The following is a 17,477-nucleotide window of genomic DNA, read 5'->3' as shown; positions in this document are numbered from 1 at the left end:
TAATGCGTACTCGCAATATAAAGTTTATTGAGAGMAGAAATAAATATAATTGGAAGTCGAGATGCTTTATGGCCTGGAATTATTTTAATATAAAGTCAACTGGCCAAATGTTATTAATAATTGACGCGCCCTTAGACGCGTCATTGAAAATTAACGGTATATGTGAGCGTCGACCTCTAAACCTTTTTCTGGGCGGGGAACTATTTCAAACTGATCATCAAACTCAACTGAAATATCTTTCAGCGTTTTGAGTACTGACATATTGCCTGTGATACTAGCTTGTCTTGCTTTTAAAATCTGTTCAAGAGATGCTTCCTCAAGCATAATTCTGTTAATGTCAGATTTATTAATTTTGATTGTTGCATCAGCATCTTCATTAATTTCACTGACCTTAATGTTATTTAGGTTACCGTTTGATAGCTCAACAAAATAAATCTCATCCAAATCCGGCACACTAATATTGAGTGTGAAGTCTTTACCTTCAGCTTTGGTGGCAACAATTTTAATGGCCATGTAATCAAGTAGGTTTTCAACCGTCATTTGCGATAGCACATCTGGGGATGCTGTTTTTGGTACCCCCGGCATTGATCCAACCCTCAATTCTTGAGCCCCTGAAAGGTAAATATTTCGCCATCCTGCGCCTTCGGATTGGTACCCTTGTTGCTCCCAGTTATCTGCGAGTAATTGGCGAGCCTGAGTAAATTCGCCGTCACAACCGCGAACAAGGTGATCAAGCATCACGCCTGCAAAGCGATAGTTCCCATCGTTGAAATGGGCTTCAGCCGTTTTGTACCCCGCATCACAGCCACCGTAAGCCTCAGTAAAGAGTTCAGCTTCCTTGTCTACCGTTAGGCGGTTAAGGTTTGCAGGATTCATGTCATAGAAACCTAAGTACATGTTATATACTGCTCGGGCGTTATGTGAGTACGTCCCGTGGTACCCGTTCGTGTGCCATAGTGTACTTAATGATTCTGGTAATTCATCGTTAATCGTGGCACCGATATCTTGAATTGTCATGCCATTGTTAGCAAGGCGCAATGTTTGATTGTGGACGAATCCGTAATTGTCACGTTGTGCTTTCATGTAATCAACGATTTCATCATTTCCCCATATAGGTGCTGAGTGAGAACCCATAAGGATTTCCACATCTCCTCCCCAGCTTTGGATCATTTGGTTAATGTCTTTAGACCACTTTAAAGCGTCTCTAATCTTAGCCCCTCGAAGCGTGTAAACGTTGTGCATCCCGTGATACAACATTTCACCAGTCCAAAGGGTTTGATGCTCGGGCAAGTAAGCAACGTTACCCGAAGGTGCCTCAGTGCCTGCCGTGTCCATAAATACGAATTTTACACCGTCGATTGTTCTTTCGTGATATTTCTCAACGTCACCTGATGGAAATGTTTCATGTGGGGGCACTAGCGTAATCATATGGTTAGGCCCTTGTGACCAACCATTCGAAAGCGCGGCATCAATAGCACCCGTCGCACTTGCTTTTCCTAGCGTAGAACCATATTGATACGATCCCCGGCGCGACATCGCGTTTCCAGATAGGACGTTTTCATCAACTAACTCTTTGATAAATCCGTGTGGAGCGTAAACCTTAACGTCGGGGTATTGTTCTAAAATTGCACGAGAGCCGCCAAAATGGTCAGCGTGGCTATGTGAGTAAATCATTGCGACAACAGGAAGATCGCCGCCTTCAGGTACGTTTGAAAGGAAAAATTGGAGGGAGCTTTCCATGGCCTTATCATGCATTAGCACATCATAGACAATCCAACCACTGTCCGATCTGATGAACGTTGTTGATGCTAAATCAGTACCGCGAACTTGATAAATGCCCTCTTTAACTTGATAAAGGCCATTGGCGGCATAGTTTGCTTGTGCCTGTCTCCATAAAGAAGGGTTCACTGTTTCTGGCGCTGAGTTGTGCGCTGATTTACCCGAGTGCACAAATGTGAATCGGTTACGTAGGTGTGCGAGGTTTACCTTATCAAGTTCAGTAATTAAGCCTTGGTCGTTATTTTCAAATACTCGTGTATCTTCAAAATTAAGTGTTTCCGCAAACTCTTTGTTGGCTTGTTTTGTGTGATCAGATGCAGGTTTGCCTTTTCCCTGCATAATAGCGCTTGCATTCACGTGTTCGTGATCATGGGATTGATCTGATGCAATTGCGCCAAATGAAATTGTCGGGATGAGAATTGCAATTATCGTTTTTTTCATCTGTTGCCTTTTTTTATTAAACAATTAATAACGCTAAGTTGATTTAATCCCTAAGCCTTAAGGTGGTAAAAATTGATGCTAAAGACTGCGGGGATCCTTCCTTGGTAATGAAAGGATTATCCATACCCAAGTGAAAGGTGTGATGTTATAACATACATAACCAATGGTTATGTATTTCAGGTGTTACATGATGTGAACAAATTAACAACTTATGCTTAACATTTATTGGTGGTGGTTATCTTTTGTTTTTAAAGGGGTTTTTAGTGCTTTGACTTGGTTTTGTTTGGGGTGGGATTCTTGTAGGCTTCGAGGTGAAGCGTTTTTTTCCTTAATGTATTTACTCTTTGAAATACTTTACATCCATGATGTTGTTGAGGTATGTAGCGTTAACAAAAGTTTCACTTGTATCTAGCCAAATTTTGTCGATGGCTCGGCACTATATATGCAGACATGTTTTAGCTCTTTGACATGGCTCTTTGATATAGCCCCTTGAGCCATTTTTGATGGTGTTTTGTGATACTTCTCGGGGTGAAGTATTTAGTCAGCCAAGTTAGGCCGCCGCGCTGTGTGGTTTCAGTAATGATATTAACGCCACTGGATGCGGGTTCTAGCAGCCACGCATGATACATATCAACATCGCCACACTTTCCACGCCATGCAATTCTTTCATATGGAATATATTCCACGACGGTACAGTCAAAATTCATTCTTGTGGTTTTCCATCGGAAAATAGAACCTTTGGTTAATTCAATACCGTCACCATTAAGCACCTGAACTGACGTTTTACAGTTGCTCCACGTTGGCCAGTAAGGCGCATGAATAAGGCAAGCCCAAATAGCATCCACATTGGCAGGAATGTTTGCCTCATTAATGACATGTATTTGCGCATTTTTAGGGTGGTAGTAGTTTGGCCAATTGATACCCTTTGTGCTCGCCATCGTGATTACCTTATCGTACTTAATATTCAAATATTAATACTGATATTGAAAATTCACTAGTCAGTAAAAATGAATAGCGCTTCTTGCATGGAGGTTGATAATAGGACATTCGAATCTCTCCCATGCTTCTGGCACAATATCGCTATCGAATTGATATTGAGAAAATGATGACGATTCCTACGGTTGTATTAGATAAAGTGGCATCAGCGGTAGCAGCACAACGCATTGCGAGTACCGACATAATTCAACCCTTGTGGGGAGGTTATGGTGAGTTGTTTCGAGCCTACCTTACCGGCTGCCAATATACATCTGTTATCGTAAAACATATAAAGTTACCGCAACCAAAATTTCACCCTCGAGGCTGGAATACATCGCTTTCCCACCAGCGTAAATTGGATTCTTATCATGCAGAAGTAAATTGGTATCGTGATTATGCCAATAGTTGTGATCAATTATGCCCTGTACCGGAGTGCCTTTTTGTTGAGCATCACGATAATGAAATCCTATTAATTCTGGAAGATTTGTCGACATGTGGCTATACACAGGTACTTAAGCAAGCCAATCAAACCGCTGTATTTGCTTGCTTGTCATGGCTAGGCTACTTTCATGGTCAGCATATGAATACAGAGCCTAACGGGTTGTGGGCTACCGGTACGTATTGGCATTTAGCCACACGGCCAGATGAACTCAATGCGTTACAGGATCACGCGCTGAAGTCAGCAGCCAAGGCGATAGATACCACTTTGAACCAATGTAAGTACCAAACTTTGGTGCATGGTGATGCTAAATTGGCAAACTTTTGTTTTACCCCTGATCATTGCTCTGCCGCAGCCGTCGATTTTCAATACGTTGGCAGAGGCTGCGGTATGAAAGATGTGATCTTGTTGCTAAGTAGCGTACTGAGTTTTAATGAGTCGGAGTCAGTGATTGAAAACTACCTTGATCATTATTTTACTCAACTCAAACAGGTATTGGTTAAGTACCACCCTAATATTGATAGAGACGATGTCGAGCATGTTTGGCGTCCGCTCTATTGTGTCGCTTGGGCTGATTTCCAACGATTTGTAAAAGGGTGGAGCCCAGAACACTGGAAGATCAACCCGTATACAGAATCGCTGACCCAGCGTGCGCTTGAACAACTAGAGAAAAAAGAGAGATAGCTCAATGGCATTTGAATTTGCGGCGTTAAAGGTGGTGTTTTCAGAACAACAAATTGATGAGCTTCTTGACGTCGCTACAGATGCAGCTCGACAGGCTGGCAATTATATTCGTCAATTTGATCGGCGCTTACTGCATGTTGATACAAAAAGTGCAGGTGCAAGCTTAAGCTCACAGGTTGTTACCCAAGTTGATCTTGATAGCCAAGCTTTGATCCTTGAAGCATTAAAACCGATGACAGAGCGTTATGGCTTCGCGGTATTGTCGGAAGAAAATGCTAGTGAGGAGTATGCGGAGCAACATCCTCGCCACCAGTGTGATTACTTCTGGTGCATCGATCCGTTAGATGGCACATTGCCATTTATTGAGGGTACATCAGGGTATGCAGTGTCGATTGCTTTAGTTGCTCGTTCGGGTAAGTCTATATTGGGTGTCGTGCTCAACCCTATTAACAATGATTTATACCAAGCTGTTCATTATCAGCAAGCCTCACAATTATTGAAGAATGGTCAGCCTTGGCGTTTACCAGCGAACAGGGGCGTGTTCACCTTGTTTGTTGACCGCAGTTTTTTATCTGATCCTCGATATATTGATTTGAAAGATAAGCTTACACAACTTGCTCGTGATAAAGGCTATGCCGAGCTAAAAGTACAAAGCCAATTTGGTGCAGTGATGAATGCGATTGGGGTAATGGAACAGCGTCCAGCTTGTTATCTGAAGTTACCCAAAGCCAGTAAAGGTGGTGGTAGTTTGTGGGATTTTTCCGCTACGGCGGCCATAGCAACTGCTGCAGAAGACATGAGTGTGAGCGATATTTACGGTCAGGCCTTAGACTTGAACCGTATCGATTCAAATTTCATGAACCACCGTGGCGTGGTGTATAACACTTCGGATATACAAAATATATTGCCACTATGTTGTTCATTAGCTGGTGGAGGGTGAGAGCGAAACACGTAATGCTTAGCGGGGGGAAACTGTCAGCATGACCATAATGGGTTCTGATCATGCTTTCAGTAGGTCGCTATGCGTTACTTGAGCATTTCGCTCTCGGGGGATCGTTAGGCTAAGAGTGTCTTAGCTAAGGATGTTTTTCATTTCGGCTGCAACTTTATCGACTTTACCCAGCCCGATAATAACTTGCAGACCACCAGAGCCAAGCTGTACGACACCAGCCGCCCCAAGCGCTTTCATGGCATCTTTATCAGCAATTGATGAGTCTTTTACCGTTAAACGTAGGCGTGTAATACAGTTGTCGACTTCAAGGATATTCTCTTTGCCGCCAATCGCTTTAATGTAGGCGTTAGCTAGCTCACCCATGTTTTCATCTGCATTATCAGCACTATTATCTTCACCGCGTCCTGGAGTCATCAAGTTGAATTTCTTGATAGTGACGGTGAAAAGTGTGTAGTAAAGCGTGAAGAAGACCAAGCCTTGAGGGATCAGCATGTACCATTTGGTTGCAAGTGGGTTCTGGCTTGATAGCACTAAGTCAACGAAGCCAGCAGAGAAACCAAAGCCCGCCATCCATTGCATGCTCGCAGCAATGTACATTGAAATACCTGTTAGCACGGCGTGGATTAAGTACAGTACCGGTGCCACAAACATGAAGCTGAATTCAAGCGGTTCAGTAATACCAGTGAAGAACGATGCCATTGCTGCTGCCAGCATGATAGAAAAGACTTTATCTTTGTTCTTCTTGTCTGCACAGCGGTAGATAGCGAGTGCTGCACCTGGTAAACCAAACATCATGATTGGGAAGAAACCTGCTTGGTACATACCAGTCTGACCGATAATCGCAGTGCCATTTTCGATAGACTGTGCGCCGCCAAGGAAGTTCGGGATATCGTTAATACCAACCACATCAAACCAGAATACAGGATAAAGCGCATGGTGCATGCCAATCGTTAGGGTTAAGCGGTTGAAGAAACCGAATAGTCCTGCACCGATAGCGCCCATTGATTCAAGTTGAGTACCAAAGGCAATGAGGGCGTCATAAATGACTGGCCAAACGTAAAGCAGCACTGTCGCAAGTAAAATGCCAGCAATGGATGTCAGGATAGGTACTAAACGCTTACCACTGAAGAAGGCTAAAGCTTTTGGCAGTTCAACAGTATGGAAGCGGTTGTAGATTTCTGCCGAGACAATACCCACTAAAATACCGATAAACTGATTTGATATTTTACCGAAAGCGTCTGGTACATTTTCTAATGTAACACCTTGAAGCTGGGCGACAACAGCAGGCGATAATAATGTGGTGAGAACCGTAAAGCAGACAAAACCAGAAAGAGCGGCTGCACCACTTTTATCTTTACTCAGGCCAAAGGCAACACCAATGGCAAATAAAATCGCCATATTATCAATTATGGCAGCACCTGATTTAATGAGTAAGGCTGCAACAACACTTTCAGAACCCCAGCCAACAGGATCCATCCAGTAGCCGATCCCCATCAGAATGGCCGCCGCTGGTAGGGTAGCAACAGGCACCATGAGCGCCTTGCCGACCTTTTGTAAATAACCCAGTATGTTCATGTTTATCCTTGTTATTTTGCAATGATTAGAAACTTTTCAAGGCGTAACTTGGTGTCCAGTGTGTCGATTTAAACTGGTTTGAAGTTAATCGTGATGGGGGTATTTAATTCAAAAAAAGAAAGGCAGACAAACGAAATATTACGTACAATCTATTAAAATTTTTAATGCGTAAGAAAGATGGAACGAAAACAGCAGCTATTGGCAAATATGCACTCTTTCAGTGTGGTCGCTCGGCATTTAAGTTTTACCAAGGCCGCCGTTGAGCTGCACCTTACACAGGGAGCGGTGAGCCATAGGATCAAGAATTTAGAGAAGCAGCTCGGATTTCCGCTGTTTGTACGATTGACTCGCCGCATGGAATTAACGCCGGAAGGCGAACGGTTATTAATGACCCTGAATCAGTCATTCGATAACATCTTTAATGAATTAGATGATATTCGTAGTAATGAACTAACGGGCGAATTATATATTGGCACGTCACCATCTTTTGCCGCCAGTTGGCTGATGCCTAAACTTGACCGCTTTCAACTGTTATATCCGAACTTGAATATCCGCATTGAAGTGAAAGGCTATCGGGGAGAGTTTAATAACGAGCCGCTCGATGCTGCTATCTTTTATAGTCGAGGAAACTATGTGAACAGTTATAGTTATCGACTTTTTGATGAACGAAGGTTGCCGACATGCTCACCTGAATACGCGAAGAAATTTGGTTTACTTGATGGCTCTGTTGAAGCATTAAGGGATGTGAATTTTATCCATGGTGAACTCTCACTTATTTGGCAGCAGTGGTTAGCTCATAGCGGCGTCGAGTTAAATTGTACCCAGCGCAAGTACACTTTTAATCAATATGAACTTGAAATTGCAGCTGCACGTCAATCAATGGGGGTTGCTATGGGGCGCTTGCGTTTTGTGCTTCCGTTTTTAAGTAGCGGAGAACTTGTCGCACCCTTTAAACCCATTAATACCGGACTTGGTTACGATCTGGTTTGCTCTGAGGGAGGGCAGCACCGGCCGAAGTTTCAGGCCTTTTCCCGCTGGCTTGAAAGCGAAATAGAGCAAGAGCGTCGATATAATTTAGATAATATCCATAACTTCTAGTGAAAAGGTTAACGAGGGGAAACCAATGAAAATCATTGAGGTGGTTGACAGTAATTTGCAGGTTTATCTTAATTTAAGCCAGCCGTATGAGGCCGAGTTTTCGGTTTATACCAAGAAGCAACCTGATGATAATGGCATTTTTGCCATGGATACTCAGATAGGCGGCAATGTTAAAGGTTTTTTACTTTATATTGATGATGCACCAGCAGGCCTCGCAGCCATTGCTGAAACCGCGCCAGAGCACTATGAAGTCTGTGATTTTTATGTCGTGCCAGTATTTCGTAAAAACCGGATGGGTCAGCAGTTTGCCCATCAACTTTTTTCAATGATGCCTGGCGAGTGGGAAAGTAAACAGATCGAGGGCGCCGTACATGCGATTGCCTTTTGGCGTCGTGCTATTGGTGCGTATACCCAAGATAATTTCGTTGAAGATATTTATCAGGATGATTACTGGGGAGATGTTACCCGCCAGTGTTTTTCGACAGAACAAGCTCACTGAGCCAAGCTTGGATGGTTAGTTAGACTGCTCGGTTAGCCATCGACAAAAGCGGTTAATTGAAGGTGTAGACCGCTTTTGAAACAGGTAATAACCTGCATTGGCCGAAATCGGCGAGAACGGTGAAACTAGCCTGCCATTACGGATATCTTCTTGTATCAACGCACTGCGCGCCATCGCAACCCCTAGCCCAGCTTCAGCCGCTGCCATCGCCATATCGGTGCGATTAAAATAATGTCCTTGCTGCTGAAGCGTATCGACGGTGATCTGCCCTTTCAACGCATCTGCCATCGCTGAAAACCAATACTGCCACTCTGAATTTTTATCTGCCTCGCGCCATGGCAGGGCATCATGCAGTAACGTCACTTGTTGCCAGTCGTCAACGTTATGYCAATCTAACGTTGGTAAATACGAAGGACTCATGACCGGAAGCAGTGTTTCTTCAATCAGCAACTGTGTATTTCCTGCTTGGCTATGGCGGCAATAATCGATAACTAAATCGAAACTGGCATCATGATGATCGACTAGCGCCCCGTCGGCAAAAGTCAGTACCTTGATGTCTGGGTGCTGGCGGTAAAAGTCGTGCAATTTAGGCACCAGCCACTTATAAGCAAAAGAGGGCGTTAGCTTAAGACGGATCTCCTTATTGTCGGCTGGCTGTTGCAGGCTAAGCAACACCGCTTCGATATTTTCAATACTTTGGCTAACGACCTGATACAGCGCAGAGCCATTATCCGTTAGGGTCAGTCCACGAGAGTGGCGTTCAAATAAAGACAACTGTAGCCGTTGCTCAAGCTGTTTTATCTGCTGGCTTAACGCACCCGTTGTTAGGTGAAGCTGCTTGGCGGCTTGGGTGAGGCTACCAAACCTCGCGACGACTTCGAAGGTTGCCAGACCTGCCAGTGTACTGCTTTTCATCAGTCTTCCTTTTTGATGAACCAAATGTGGTGAGTGTTTAGTTAAACTAAACACAGGTATTAATTCTTATCGATTGTTAGGGAAATGTAAATGCCGCATTCTGCTCTGTATAACAACTCACAATAACAAAGGGCGCCAAGTGCGAGCGCTGGAGAATGCAAATGGAAGTGATTGTACTGGGAAGCGGAGTGATAGGCCTGACATCGGCATGGTATCTCAAGCAGGCCGGCCATGATGTCACAGTGATCGATCGTCAGCCGAGAAGTGGTGAAGAAACCAGTTTCGCTAATGCAGGGCAAATTTCTTATGGCTATTCTTCGCCTTGGGCGGCACCGGGTATCCCGCTGAAAGCCATGAAATGGTTAATGCAAAAGCATGCGCCGTTAAAAATAAAGCCATCGGTCTCGCCAGAACTGTATCTTTGGGCCAGTAAAATGCTGGCTAACTGCACTCAGTCACAATACCAAACTAACAAAGAAAGAATGCTGCGGATCGCCAATTATAGCCGTGAGTGCTTATATGATTTACGCCTGCGGCATACATTGAATTATGACGGCCGGCAAAAGGGGACACTACAAGTGTTCCGTACGCAGGCACAGCTTGATGCGGTAGCGAAAGATATCAACGTTTTGTCAATAAGCGGTACGCGCTACCAGGAGCTTGATGTAGCTGGTTGTATCGCAGCCGAACCCGCACTCGCAAGGGTTCAAGACAAGTTGGTGGGTGGCTTACAGCTGCCTGATGACGAAACAGGTGATTGTTACTTGTTCTGCCAGCAATTGACTCAACTTGCCAAACAGGCAGGTGTGAAGTTCCTATTCGATACTTCCATTGAACGGCTTAACCGCCAAGGGAATAAGTTGATATCGGTGCAGACATCTCGAGGTGAGTTAAAGGCCGATGCCTATGTTGTCGCGACGGGCAGTTACTCAACCCAGCTACTCGCGCAGGTTGGTATTCAGTTACCCGTATACCCGGTTAAAGGCTACTCGCTAACCATGCCAATTTCTGATAGCAATGCTGCGCCAGTGTCTACCGTGATGGATGAAACTTATAAAGTAGCAATGACGCGTTTTAACGACAGGATCAGAGTGGCTGGTACCGCTGAGTTAGCGGGGTTTGATTTAAGTTTGGCTAAAAAGCGCAAAGCGACAATTGCGATGGTGATCCGCGATCTGTTCCCAGATGGTGGTGATCTTAGTCAGGCTGAATATTGGACTGGGTTGCGGCCAATGACACCGGATGGAACACCGGTCGTGGGAAAGACATCATTCACTAATCTGTATACAAATACGGGCCATGGCACACTAGGCTGGACCATGGCTTGCGGCTCGGCAAGGTTACTGGCTGATATTATGAGCAATAAAACGACGGATATCGATCCAAGCGGACTCGATGTTTACCGTTATGCAAGTTGATATAGCGAATAATAAGTTAACCTTTTCGAGCCCTGTAGTGGATTAGCAGTTGCCTTTTTTCGCTTGACCCGGAGGGCAAAAATTACCGTTTCCGTTATTTGTCTCTTTGGTGCTGGCTTTAATATTCACACCATCTACCTCACCTTCAATATGAGTTAGTTGGCAGCCGCTAAGAAAAAGCGTTGTTAAAAGGGCTGCAAGCAAAGGATACTTTTTCATTTTTTAGCCTGTAGTGGGTACTGAATATACGTGGACGCACAGTCTAAGACTTTTATTGATTAAACTGTCAGTACTGTGTGAGTTTATGGTTATGCTTTTTCGTTATTCTACGGTGGATTTTCCTGCGTGTAGTAAAATTGAAATACAGTAATCGAAGTGTCAGGAGGCCGTCATGGTACGGGTCTTTTACATTAGCGATGACTTAGATGACCTAGAGCTGGTGGAATATGAGCTGGAGCTAAGTGGTATTGCCGCTCCACAGATCCATGTGCTCTCTGACAAGGATGCCGAGGTTGCTAGCCATCATCACCTTCATCCGGTGAAATCGTTCATGCGTAATGATGTTATCCATTCTACTGAAATTGGTGCCGTAATCGGTTGTGTTACTGCCGCAGTAGTGTTGTTTTTTGCTTATGCTTCAGGAGTAACAGAGACTGTTGGTTGGTTGCCCTTCGTGATGTTGTCGATTGTGATGCTAGGTTTTATTACCTGGGAAGGGGGGTTATTCGGCTTTCAGGAATTGCATTATCAATTTCGCCGCTTTAAACATGTGCTCAAGTCGGGACGTCATGTCTTAATGGTTGATGTTGAGCCAGAGCAGGAGCTGACACTCGCCAATGTCACTCTGGCACATGACAAACTTAAACCTGCGGGAACAGGAAAATCGCCCCCTCGCTGGCTGGTTTCCTTCCAAAACCGTTGGGAGAGAACCATGCATACCTTGCCTTAAAGCCTATTGAAAATGCGCTCCAGACTAAAGCCCTTACTGTAATCATAAGGGCTTTTTAAGTATTGAAATTTTCAAGCTCTGGTTATATTCTGTAATGCTGCGTTGATTTTACCGCATTAATTGCACTCGCAATTCTCACCCAACTGTTATAGGTAAAATATGAAATATCCGACTTCGCTGCCTTGTGTGCACCGTGAATTATTAGACAAAATTATAGCTATGTTGTCCGCCGACAAGCGCTTTGTTGGTGTGGCTGCTGCTGGTTCCTTTGCTTCAAATACCATGGATGAATACAGTGACTTAGATTTAGTCATCGCTGTTGATCCAATAGCATTTGACGATGTCATGGCATCAAGAAGTCTCATCGTTAATCAAGTTGAAGGCATGGTTGCACATTTCACAGGTGAGCATGTTGGTGAGCCCCGCTTGGTGATAGCGTTGTACGATGGGGAAGATATTGTTCATGTCGATTACAAGTTTGTGGCGTTACCGGATGCTGCGCAGCGTGTCGATGACCCAATCGTAATATGGCAGCGAGGTACTTGTTTATCCGATGTTCTTGACCAATCAGCGTCGAGCTACCCACAGCCAAACCCACAGTGGATTGAAGACAGGTTTTGGATTTGGGTGCATTACGCAGCAACGAAAATTGCACGTGGCGAATACTTTGAAACCTTAGAGTTTATTTCGTTCCTACGCCAAAATGCGCTTTCACCTATGGCATTGGTGCAGGCTGGTGAAACGCCTGCAGGGGTGCGAAAAATCGAACATGTTATTCCAGATTTTTCCCGCCAACTTGAAAAGACCATCGCGACTAATAACGCACAATCGTTGGGTCAGGCGATGCATAACTGCGTAGAAATATACCGAGAATTACGTGCAAACGTTGAAAGCGTTAAGCATAACCATTCCGCAGAGAGGCTATCTATGGCTTACCTGCAAAAAGCGTTGGGCTGATTTAGCTGGATAGCGCCAGTATCGGCTGGCGCTGTGCTGTTATTGATGGCTTTCTTGACTGAAGAAAACCTCCCTGAGTTGGAAGATGTAATCGGCTTCACTTGCCATTAGCGCAACTAGCACCAATAAGGCGAGCGGTGGTAAAAAAATCGTATAGATCAATGCCAGTCGCTCCCAACGCATGTGCATGAAAATATTAGCAATAAGGCCAGCTTTCAAGGCCATGAATATGAGAATCAAGCTCCACCTTAGCAGCCCTTCTAAATGAAAATAATCCACCATGTATGACAATGAGCTGAGCACGAACAGCAGCAACCAAACTTTGAGGTATAAGCTAATAGGGTGTTGTTGTGTTTGCGCTGATTTTGTTGTGGTCGACGCTGTAGAGTAGGCCATGTGTATACCCTCCTACCAAAGATAGAAAAACGCGAAGATAAACACCCAAACCAAATCGACGAAGTGCCAATAGAGTCCGGCGATTTCAACGTTTTCATAATTGCCGCTGCGGTCATAGGTGCCCCGCAATACTTTCCAAGCAATGATCAGCAGGTACAACACGCCAATGCTGACATGCAAGCCATGGAAACCCGTGATCATGAAGAAGCTGGCACCAAATTGCGCGGCACCTGCCTCGTTACCCCATGGTCGAAAGCCTTCTTCGATAAGTTTGCTCCACTCGAATGCCTGCATACCGACAAAGCTCAAACCGAATAAAGCCGTTAGAATGATAAAAAAAGCGGTGAGGCCTTTACGGCGCTGATAACCAAAGTTAACGGCCATTGCCATGGTGCCGCTACTGGTGATCAGAATAAATGTCATAATAGCGATTAACACCAGTGGGATAGATTGCCCGGCGATGGTGAGAGCAAACACTTCGGTGGGTAGTGGCCAAGGGGCTGTGGTCGTCATACGTACTGACATATAACCAACCAAAAAACAGCCGAAGACAAAAATATCACTAAGTAAAAACAGCCACATCATGGCCTTGTTGGATGAAACGGTGAATACAGCTTGATCACCTGCGTAGTCATTCACCACAGAAGGCCAGCCAGTTTGTTGTGGCTGAGTTGAGGTGTTACTTGTCGATTGTGTTGATGAATGTGCCATAAGCCTTACCTTTTAGGTAATCCTGTTAAGGTTGCTTCTGTAACGGGTTATTGCTGTTTATGTAAATGCGATTTATGTAAACCGCAATAGCCCGAGTAAAAACAGCCACACAAACAGTAGGAAGTGCCAATATCGGCTACATAATCGAAGGGCTGGATATAGCGTGTTAGGGTGGCCTCGCATGGCATGAAATACCGCCCAGCCTAACGCCGTTAGTCCACCGATGACATGTAAGCCATGTAATCCTGTTAATAGGTAAAAGAAGCTGTTCGCAGGGTTGCTACCGATACCTTTATTTAAATCATAGAGGTGATCCCAAGCCCAGAGCTGAGCAGTAATGAAAGCCAGAGTGAAGAATAACGTTAACCGCAATAAGGCTCGGCTCGCTGTTAGTGAAGGGAGTAACGCTGACTTCCGGTAGCATAAATGCATGGTGATACAGCTCATGACTAGCATGGCTGTACTGATGCTAAGCTGCCACGGCTCGTTCAGTGGTTGCCAGTCAGGCAAAGCCATACGAATACGGTAAGCCACCGTAAACAGGAAAAAGAACATACTGATCACCGCCAGCATAATCCAGACTGCGGTTGATGCAGGAGCATAAGATGACGCAGGCATATAGCGTGAATGCGGGTCTGGAGTGAGTGTCGCCATTGTGGGCGTTTTTTCTACCTGCTTCATGACCGCTCCTTATTGGCTTTTACTGACGACTCAGGCCCTGCACCTTGTGTCGGTGAAGTATCTGATGCATCACCGTTAACCTCATGCTGTTCGCTGGTGGGCGGTATGTTTTGTGGGATAAAGTCTTGGTCATGTCCCGGCACACTATAGTCATACGCCCAGCGGTATACCACAGGGACTTCTTCTCCCCAATTACCGTGTTTTGGCGGAGTATCTGGCGTTTGCCATTCCAATGATGTGGCTTTCCACGGGTTACCATCAGTGATTTGCCCTTTTTTCCAACTCCAGAATAAATTGAAGATAAACAGCAGTTGGGCTGCGCCAACAATCAGTGCTGCAATGGTAATAAACGCATTCAGTGCTTGGGCTGATTCGGGAATAAAACTGTAGCCCTCGTAGTCATAGTAACGCCTTGGCATACCCAAAATACCAAGGTAGTGCATTGGAAAGTAAATCGCATACGTACCGAGGAAGGTGATCCAAAAATGAATGTGTCCCATGGTTTGATTAAGCATTCGCCCTGTGATTTTTGGATACCAGTGGTAGATCCCACCGAAGATCACCAATATCGGTGAGACCCCCATTACCATATGGAAATGGGCAACCACGAAGTAGGTGTCAGAAAGCGGAATATCAACAATCACATTACCGAGGAATAAACCGGTTAGCCCGCCGATGATAAAACTGCTCATAAAGGCGATAGCGAAAAGCATCGGCAGGCTGAGGTGAATATCGCCACGCCAAAGGGTAAATAGCCAGTTGTAAACTTTGATCGCGGTAGGGACGGCGATGACTAAGGTGGTAGTGGCAAAGAAAAAGCCAAAGTACGGGTTCATACCACTGACGTACATGTGGTGTGCCCACACGATAAAACTCAATGCACCAATCCCTATAATTGCCCACACCATCATCTTGTAGCCAAAAATGTTTTTGCGTGCGTGAATACTGATCAAGTCAGAGACAATACCAAAGGCAGGCAGCGCCACGATATACACTTCAGGGTGGCCGAAGAACCAAAATAAATGCTGGAAGAGGATTGGGCTGCCTCCGCCATAATCGGTCTGTTGTCCCATCGAGATAATCGCAGGCATAAAGAAACTTGAGCCGAGTAGCTTATCAAACAACATCATGATAGCGCTGACTAATAAGGCCGGAAAGGCAAGCAATGCCATTGCAGAAGCGGTGAAGATACCCCATACCGTTAATGGCATACGCAGTAACGTCATACCCTGTGTTCTAGCTTGCAAGACGGTAGTGACGTAGTTAAGGCCACCCATGGTCGCGGCAACAATAAACACAGCCAGTGAGATAAGCATCAGTACGATGCCCCAATCTGTGCCCGGTGTACCGGGCATAATGGCCTGAGGTGGGTAGAGTGTCCAGCCAGCCCCTGTTGGGCCACCAGTAACAAAGAAGCTGGCAATTAAAATGAGTGAGGCAAGTAAATAGAACCAAAAGCTGAGCATATTCAGGAACGGAAAAACCATATCCCGCGCGCCAACCATTAGCGGAATGAGGTAGTTACCAAATCCCCCGAGAAATAGGGCAGTAAGCAGATAAACGACCATGATCATGCCGTGTAAGGTCATTGACTGGTAGTAAGTATTTACATCAATAAAGTCAAACTGACCCGGAAAACCAATTTGTAGGCGCATGATCCACGAAAGTACTAAGGCAATTAAACCCATAAAAATAGCAGTGAGTGAATATTGAATCGCAATCACTTTATGATCTTGGCTCCAGATATATTTTGTCCAAATAGACTGGGGCGGTGCTTTTTTTGCGTAGGGGCTGGTATCAAACATTATTGGCTTTCCCCGCTAGGATCTTGTTGTTTTTTATCTGGTGCTTGGTCTTGTTTTTGGTATAGCTCAGGGGCGGACACCGCTTTGATGTAAGCAATAAGGGCATCAACTTCTTGTTCGCTAAATTGGTAAACAGGCATGATGGCTGGATAGCCTTTTACCACTTCGGCATTGGCATTGAGAATAGCGACTCTCAGGTAGGCATCGTCCACGAGTACTTCGGCGTCATCCGACATTCGCTCGGTTTTTCCATACAACCCTAACCAAGAAGGGCCCACTCCGGGTTTACCATCTAGGCTGTGACAGCCAATACAACCATTCACTTCTGATAAGGTTTTACCAAGTCCCACTAGGTCTGTTGTACCAGCAGCTTGCGGCTGCTGTGTTTCCGCAAAGGTTGGCTGTTTGGCGAGCCAGCGGCCAAAGCCAGCATCATCTTCAACCACCACTCTGCCGCGCATATTAAAATGGCCAACACCGCACAGTTCCGCACAAAGAATATCGAAGGTGCCGCGCTGGGTCGGGGTAAACCAAAAGTAGGTGACGGTGCCGGGCACCATGTCCATTTTTGCGCGAAATTGCGGTACATTGAAATCATGCAATACGTCTTTGGAGCGAAGCAATACCTTCAGTGGTGTGTAGAGTGGCAAGTGTAACTCTGGGCTTAAGATGATTTTATCGTCACTAGAGGCGGGATCATCAGGGTCAAGCCCGAGGGGGTTGCTGCTACTGATAAAGCGAATGTGCGACTGTCCCAGCTTATTATCGTCACCGGGAAAACGGAAACTCCATTTCCATTGTTCGCCAACCACTTCAAATACTTTGGCGTCTTTAGGTACGGTGACAAACTTACCATACACAACAAGCCCAGGCGCAAGTAATCCAATAATGGCAATGGTGGTAAGCCCGATCAGCCAAGCTTCGAGCTTTTTATTATCCGGTTGATAAACAGACTTTCGTCCTTCTTTATGGCGATAACGTATCACAAACCATGCAATCATCAAGTTGATCACGATGAAGAAGGCGCCAGTAATGACAAGGGTAAGGGTAAAGGCGTCATCGATTTCTCCCCAGTTGGATGCCGCAGGCGTCAGCCACCATGGACTCCAGAAATGGAAAGCAATGGATGCAATTACGATCACTATCAGGGCAATGGCAATTGCCATAGATTTGCGCCTTATTATTGGTTAGGTCGCTTCCGTG

General features: G+C 45.2%; 17 protein-coding genes. 7 read left to right on the top strand and 10 right to left on the bottom strand.

The annotated features are described in order from the left end of the window. Positions 1-150: 150 nt before the first annotated feature. Positions 151-2,220, bottom strand: a complete 2,070-nt coding sequence (locus L4D09_RS04325) for an alkyl/aryl-sulfatase (RefSeq protein ID WP_428456267.1) — start codon at positions 2,218-2,220, stop codon at positions 151-153. 455 nt (positions 2,221-2,675) lie between these two features. Beyond that, positions 2,676-3,158: an SRPBCC family protein gene (locus L4D09_RS04320; protein ID WP_428456266.1), complete on the bottom strand. Its 483-nt coding sequence runs from the start codon at positions 3,156-3,158 to the stop codon at positions 2,676-2,678. Positions 3,159-3,280: 122 nt separating this feature from the next. Between L4D09_RS04320 and L4D09_RS04315 the strand changes: the two genes are divergently transcribed. Then, positions 3,281-4,318, top strand: coding sequence for a phosphotransferase (locus L4D09_RS04315; protein ID WP_428456265.1), 1,038 nt, complete (start codon positions 3,281-3,283; stop codon positions 4,316-4,318). A gap of 4 nt (positions 4,319-4,322) precedes the next feature. Further along, positions 4,323-5,258, top strand: coding sequence for a 3'(2'),5'-bisphosphate nucleotidase CysQ family protein (locus L4D09_RS04310; protein ID WP_428456264.1), 936 nt, complete (start codon positions 4,323-4,325; stop codon positions 5,256-5,258). 132 nt (positions 5,259-5,390) lie between these two features. On the opposite strand, the gene nagE is transcribed toward L4D09_RS04310, so the two are convergent. After that, entirely contained in the window at positions 5,391-6,845 is a 1,455-nt protein-coding gene (gene nagE, locus L4D09_RS04305) for an N-acetylglucosamine-specific PTS transporter subunit IIBC (RefSeq protein WP_428456263.1), read from the bottom strand. Between the two features lie 177 nt (positions 6,846-7,022). Between nagE and L4D09_RS04300 the strand changes: the two genes are divergently transcribed. Together L4D09_RS04300 and L4D09_RS04295 are read left to right on the top strand one after the other, a co-directional pair. Next, entirely contained in the window at positions 7,023-7,943 is a 921-nt protein-coding gene (locus tag L4D09_RS04300) for a LysR substrate-binding domain-containing protein (protein WP_428456262.1), read from the top strand. Between the two features lie 25 nt (positions 7,944-7,968). Further along, positions 7,969-8,442: a GNAT family N-acetyltransferase gene (locus L4D09_RS04295; RefSeq protein WP_428456261.1), complete on the top strand. Its 474-nt coding sequence runs from the start codon at positions 7,969-7,971 to the stop codon at positions 8,440-8,442. A 15-nt stretch (positions 8,443-8,457) separates the two neighbouring features. Here the strand turns inward: L4D09_RS04295 and L4D09_RS04290 are convergent, their stop codons facing one another. Then, positions 8,458-9,360 (bottom strand): LysR substrate-binding domain-containing protein, encoded by a 903-nt coding sequence (locus L4D09_RS04290; RefSeq protein WP_428456331.1) that lies wholly within the window; start codon positions 9,358-9,360, stop codon positions 8,458-8,460. A 158-nt stretch (positions 9,361-9,518) separates the two neighbouring features. Here L4D09_RS04290 and L4D09_RS04285 point away from each other — a divergent pair, with 158 nt between their 5' ends. Further along, complete coding sequence (locus L4D09_RS04285) at positions 9,519-10,775, top strand: D-amino acid dehydrogenase (RefSeq protein ID WP_428456260.1); 1,257 nt, start codon at positions 9,519-9,521, stop codon at positions 10,773-10,775. A 42-nt stretch (positions 10,776-10,817) separates the two neighbouring features. Here L4D09_RS04285 and L4D09_RS04280 read toward each other — a convergent pair whose 3' ends face one another. Further along, positions 10,818-10,994: a hypothetical protein gene (locus L4D09_RS04280; protein WP_428456259.1), complete on the bottom strand. Its 177-nt coding sequence runs from the start codon at positions 10,992-10,994 to the stop codon at positions 10,818-10,820. A 172-nt stretch (positions 10,995-11,166) separates the two neighbouring features. Here L4D09_RS04280 and L4D09_RS04275 point away from each other — a divergent pair, with 172 nt between their 5' ends. Both L4D09_RS04275 and L4D09_RS04270 read left to right on the top strand, forming a co-directional pair. Then, on the top strand, positions 11,167-11,724 hold the full coding sequence (locus tag L4D09_RS04275; protein WP_428456258.1) for an NAD/FAD-utilizing enzyme: 558 nt from the start codon (positions 11,167-11,169) through the stop codon (positions 11,722-11,724). Between the two features lie 159 nt (positions 11,725-11,883). Beyond that, a complete protein-coding gene (locus L4D09_RS04270) occupies positions 11,884-12,681 on the top strand; it encodes an aminoglycoside 6-adenylyltransferase (RefSeq protein WP_428456257.1) in 798 nt (265 codons plus the stop codon). A 39-nt stretch (positions 12,682-12,720) separates the two neighbouring features. On the opposite strand, the gene L4D09_RS04265 is transcribed toward L4D09_RS04270, so the two are convergent. The 5 genes from L4D09_RS04265 to L4D09_RS04245 form a co-directional block, all read right to left on the bottom strand. Next, a complete protein-coding gene (locus L4D09_RS04265; protein ID WP_428456256.1) occupies positions 12,721-13,077 on the bottom strand; it encodes a cytochrome C oxidase subunit IV family protein in 357 nt (118 codons plus the stop codon). Positions 13,078-13,089: 12 nt separating this feature from the next. After that, the gene (locus tag L4D09_RS04260) at positions 13,090-13,788 is read right to left on the bottom strand and encodes a heme-copper oxidase subunit III family protein (protein ID WP_428456255.1); all 699 of its coding nucleotides are present in this window, start codon (positions 13,786-13,788) and stop codon (positions 13,090-13,092) included. Between the two features lie 72 nt (positions 13,789-13,860). Beyond that, a complete protein-coding gene (locus tag L4D09_RS04255; RefSeq protein WP_428456254.1) occupies positions 13,861-14,469 on the bottom strand; it encodes a cytochrome c oxidase subunit 3 in 609 nt (202 codons plus the stop codon). Next, positions 14,466-16,274, bottom strand: coding sequence for a cytochrome c oxidase subunit I (gene ctaD / locus L4D09_RS04250; protein WP_428456253.1), 1,809 nt, complete (start codon positions 16,272-16,274; stop codon positions 14,466-14,468). Before ctaD ends, L4D09_RS04255 begins: the two co-directional genes overlap by 4 nt. Continuing rightward, the gene (locus L4D09_RS04245) at positions 16,274-17,440 is read right to left on the bottom strand and encodes a cytochrome c oxidase subunit II (protein WP_428456252.1); all 1,167 of its coding nucleotides are present in this window, start codon (positions 17,438-17,440) and stop codon (positions 16,274-16,276) included. Before L4D09_RS04245 ends, ctaD begins: the two co-directional genes overlap by 1 nt. Positions 17,441-17,477 lie beyond the last annotated feature (37 nt).

It is taken from the genome of Photobacterium makurazakiensis (assembly GCF_050336715.1).
Classification (GTDB): domain Bacteria; phylum Pseudomonadota; class Gammaproteobacteria; order Enterobacterales; family Vibrionaceae; genus Photobacterium; species Photobacterium makurazakiensis.
This window is presented reverse-complemented; position numbering and strand designations above follow the sequence as displayed.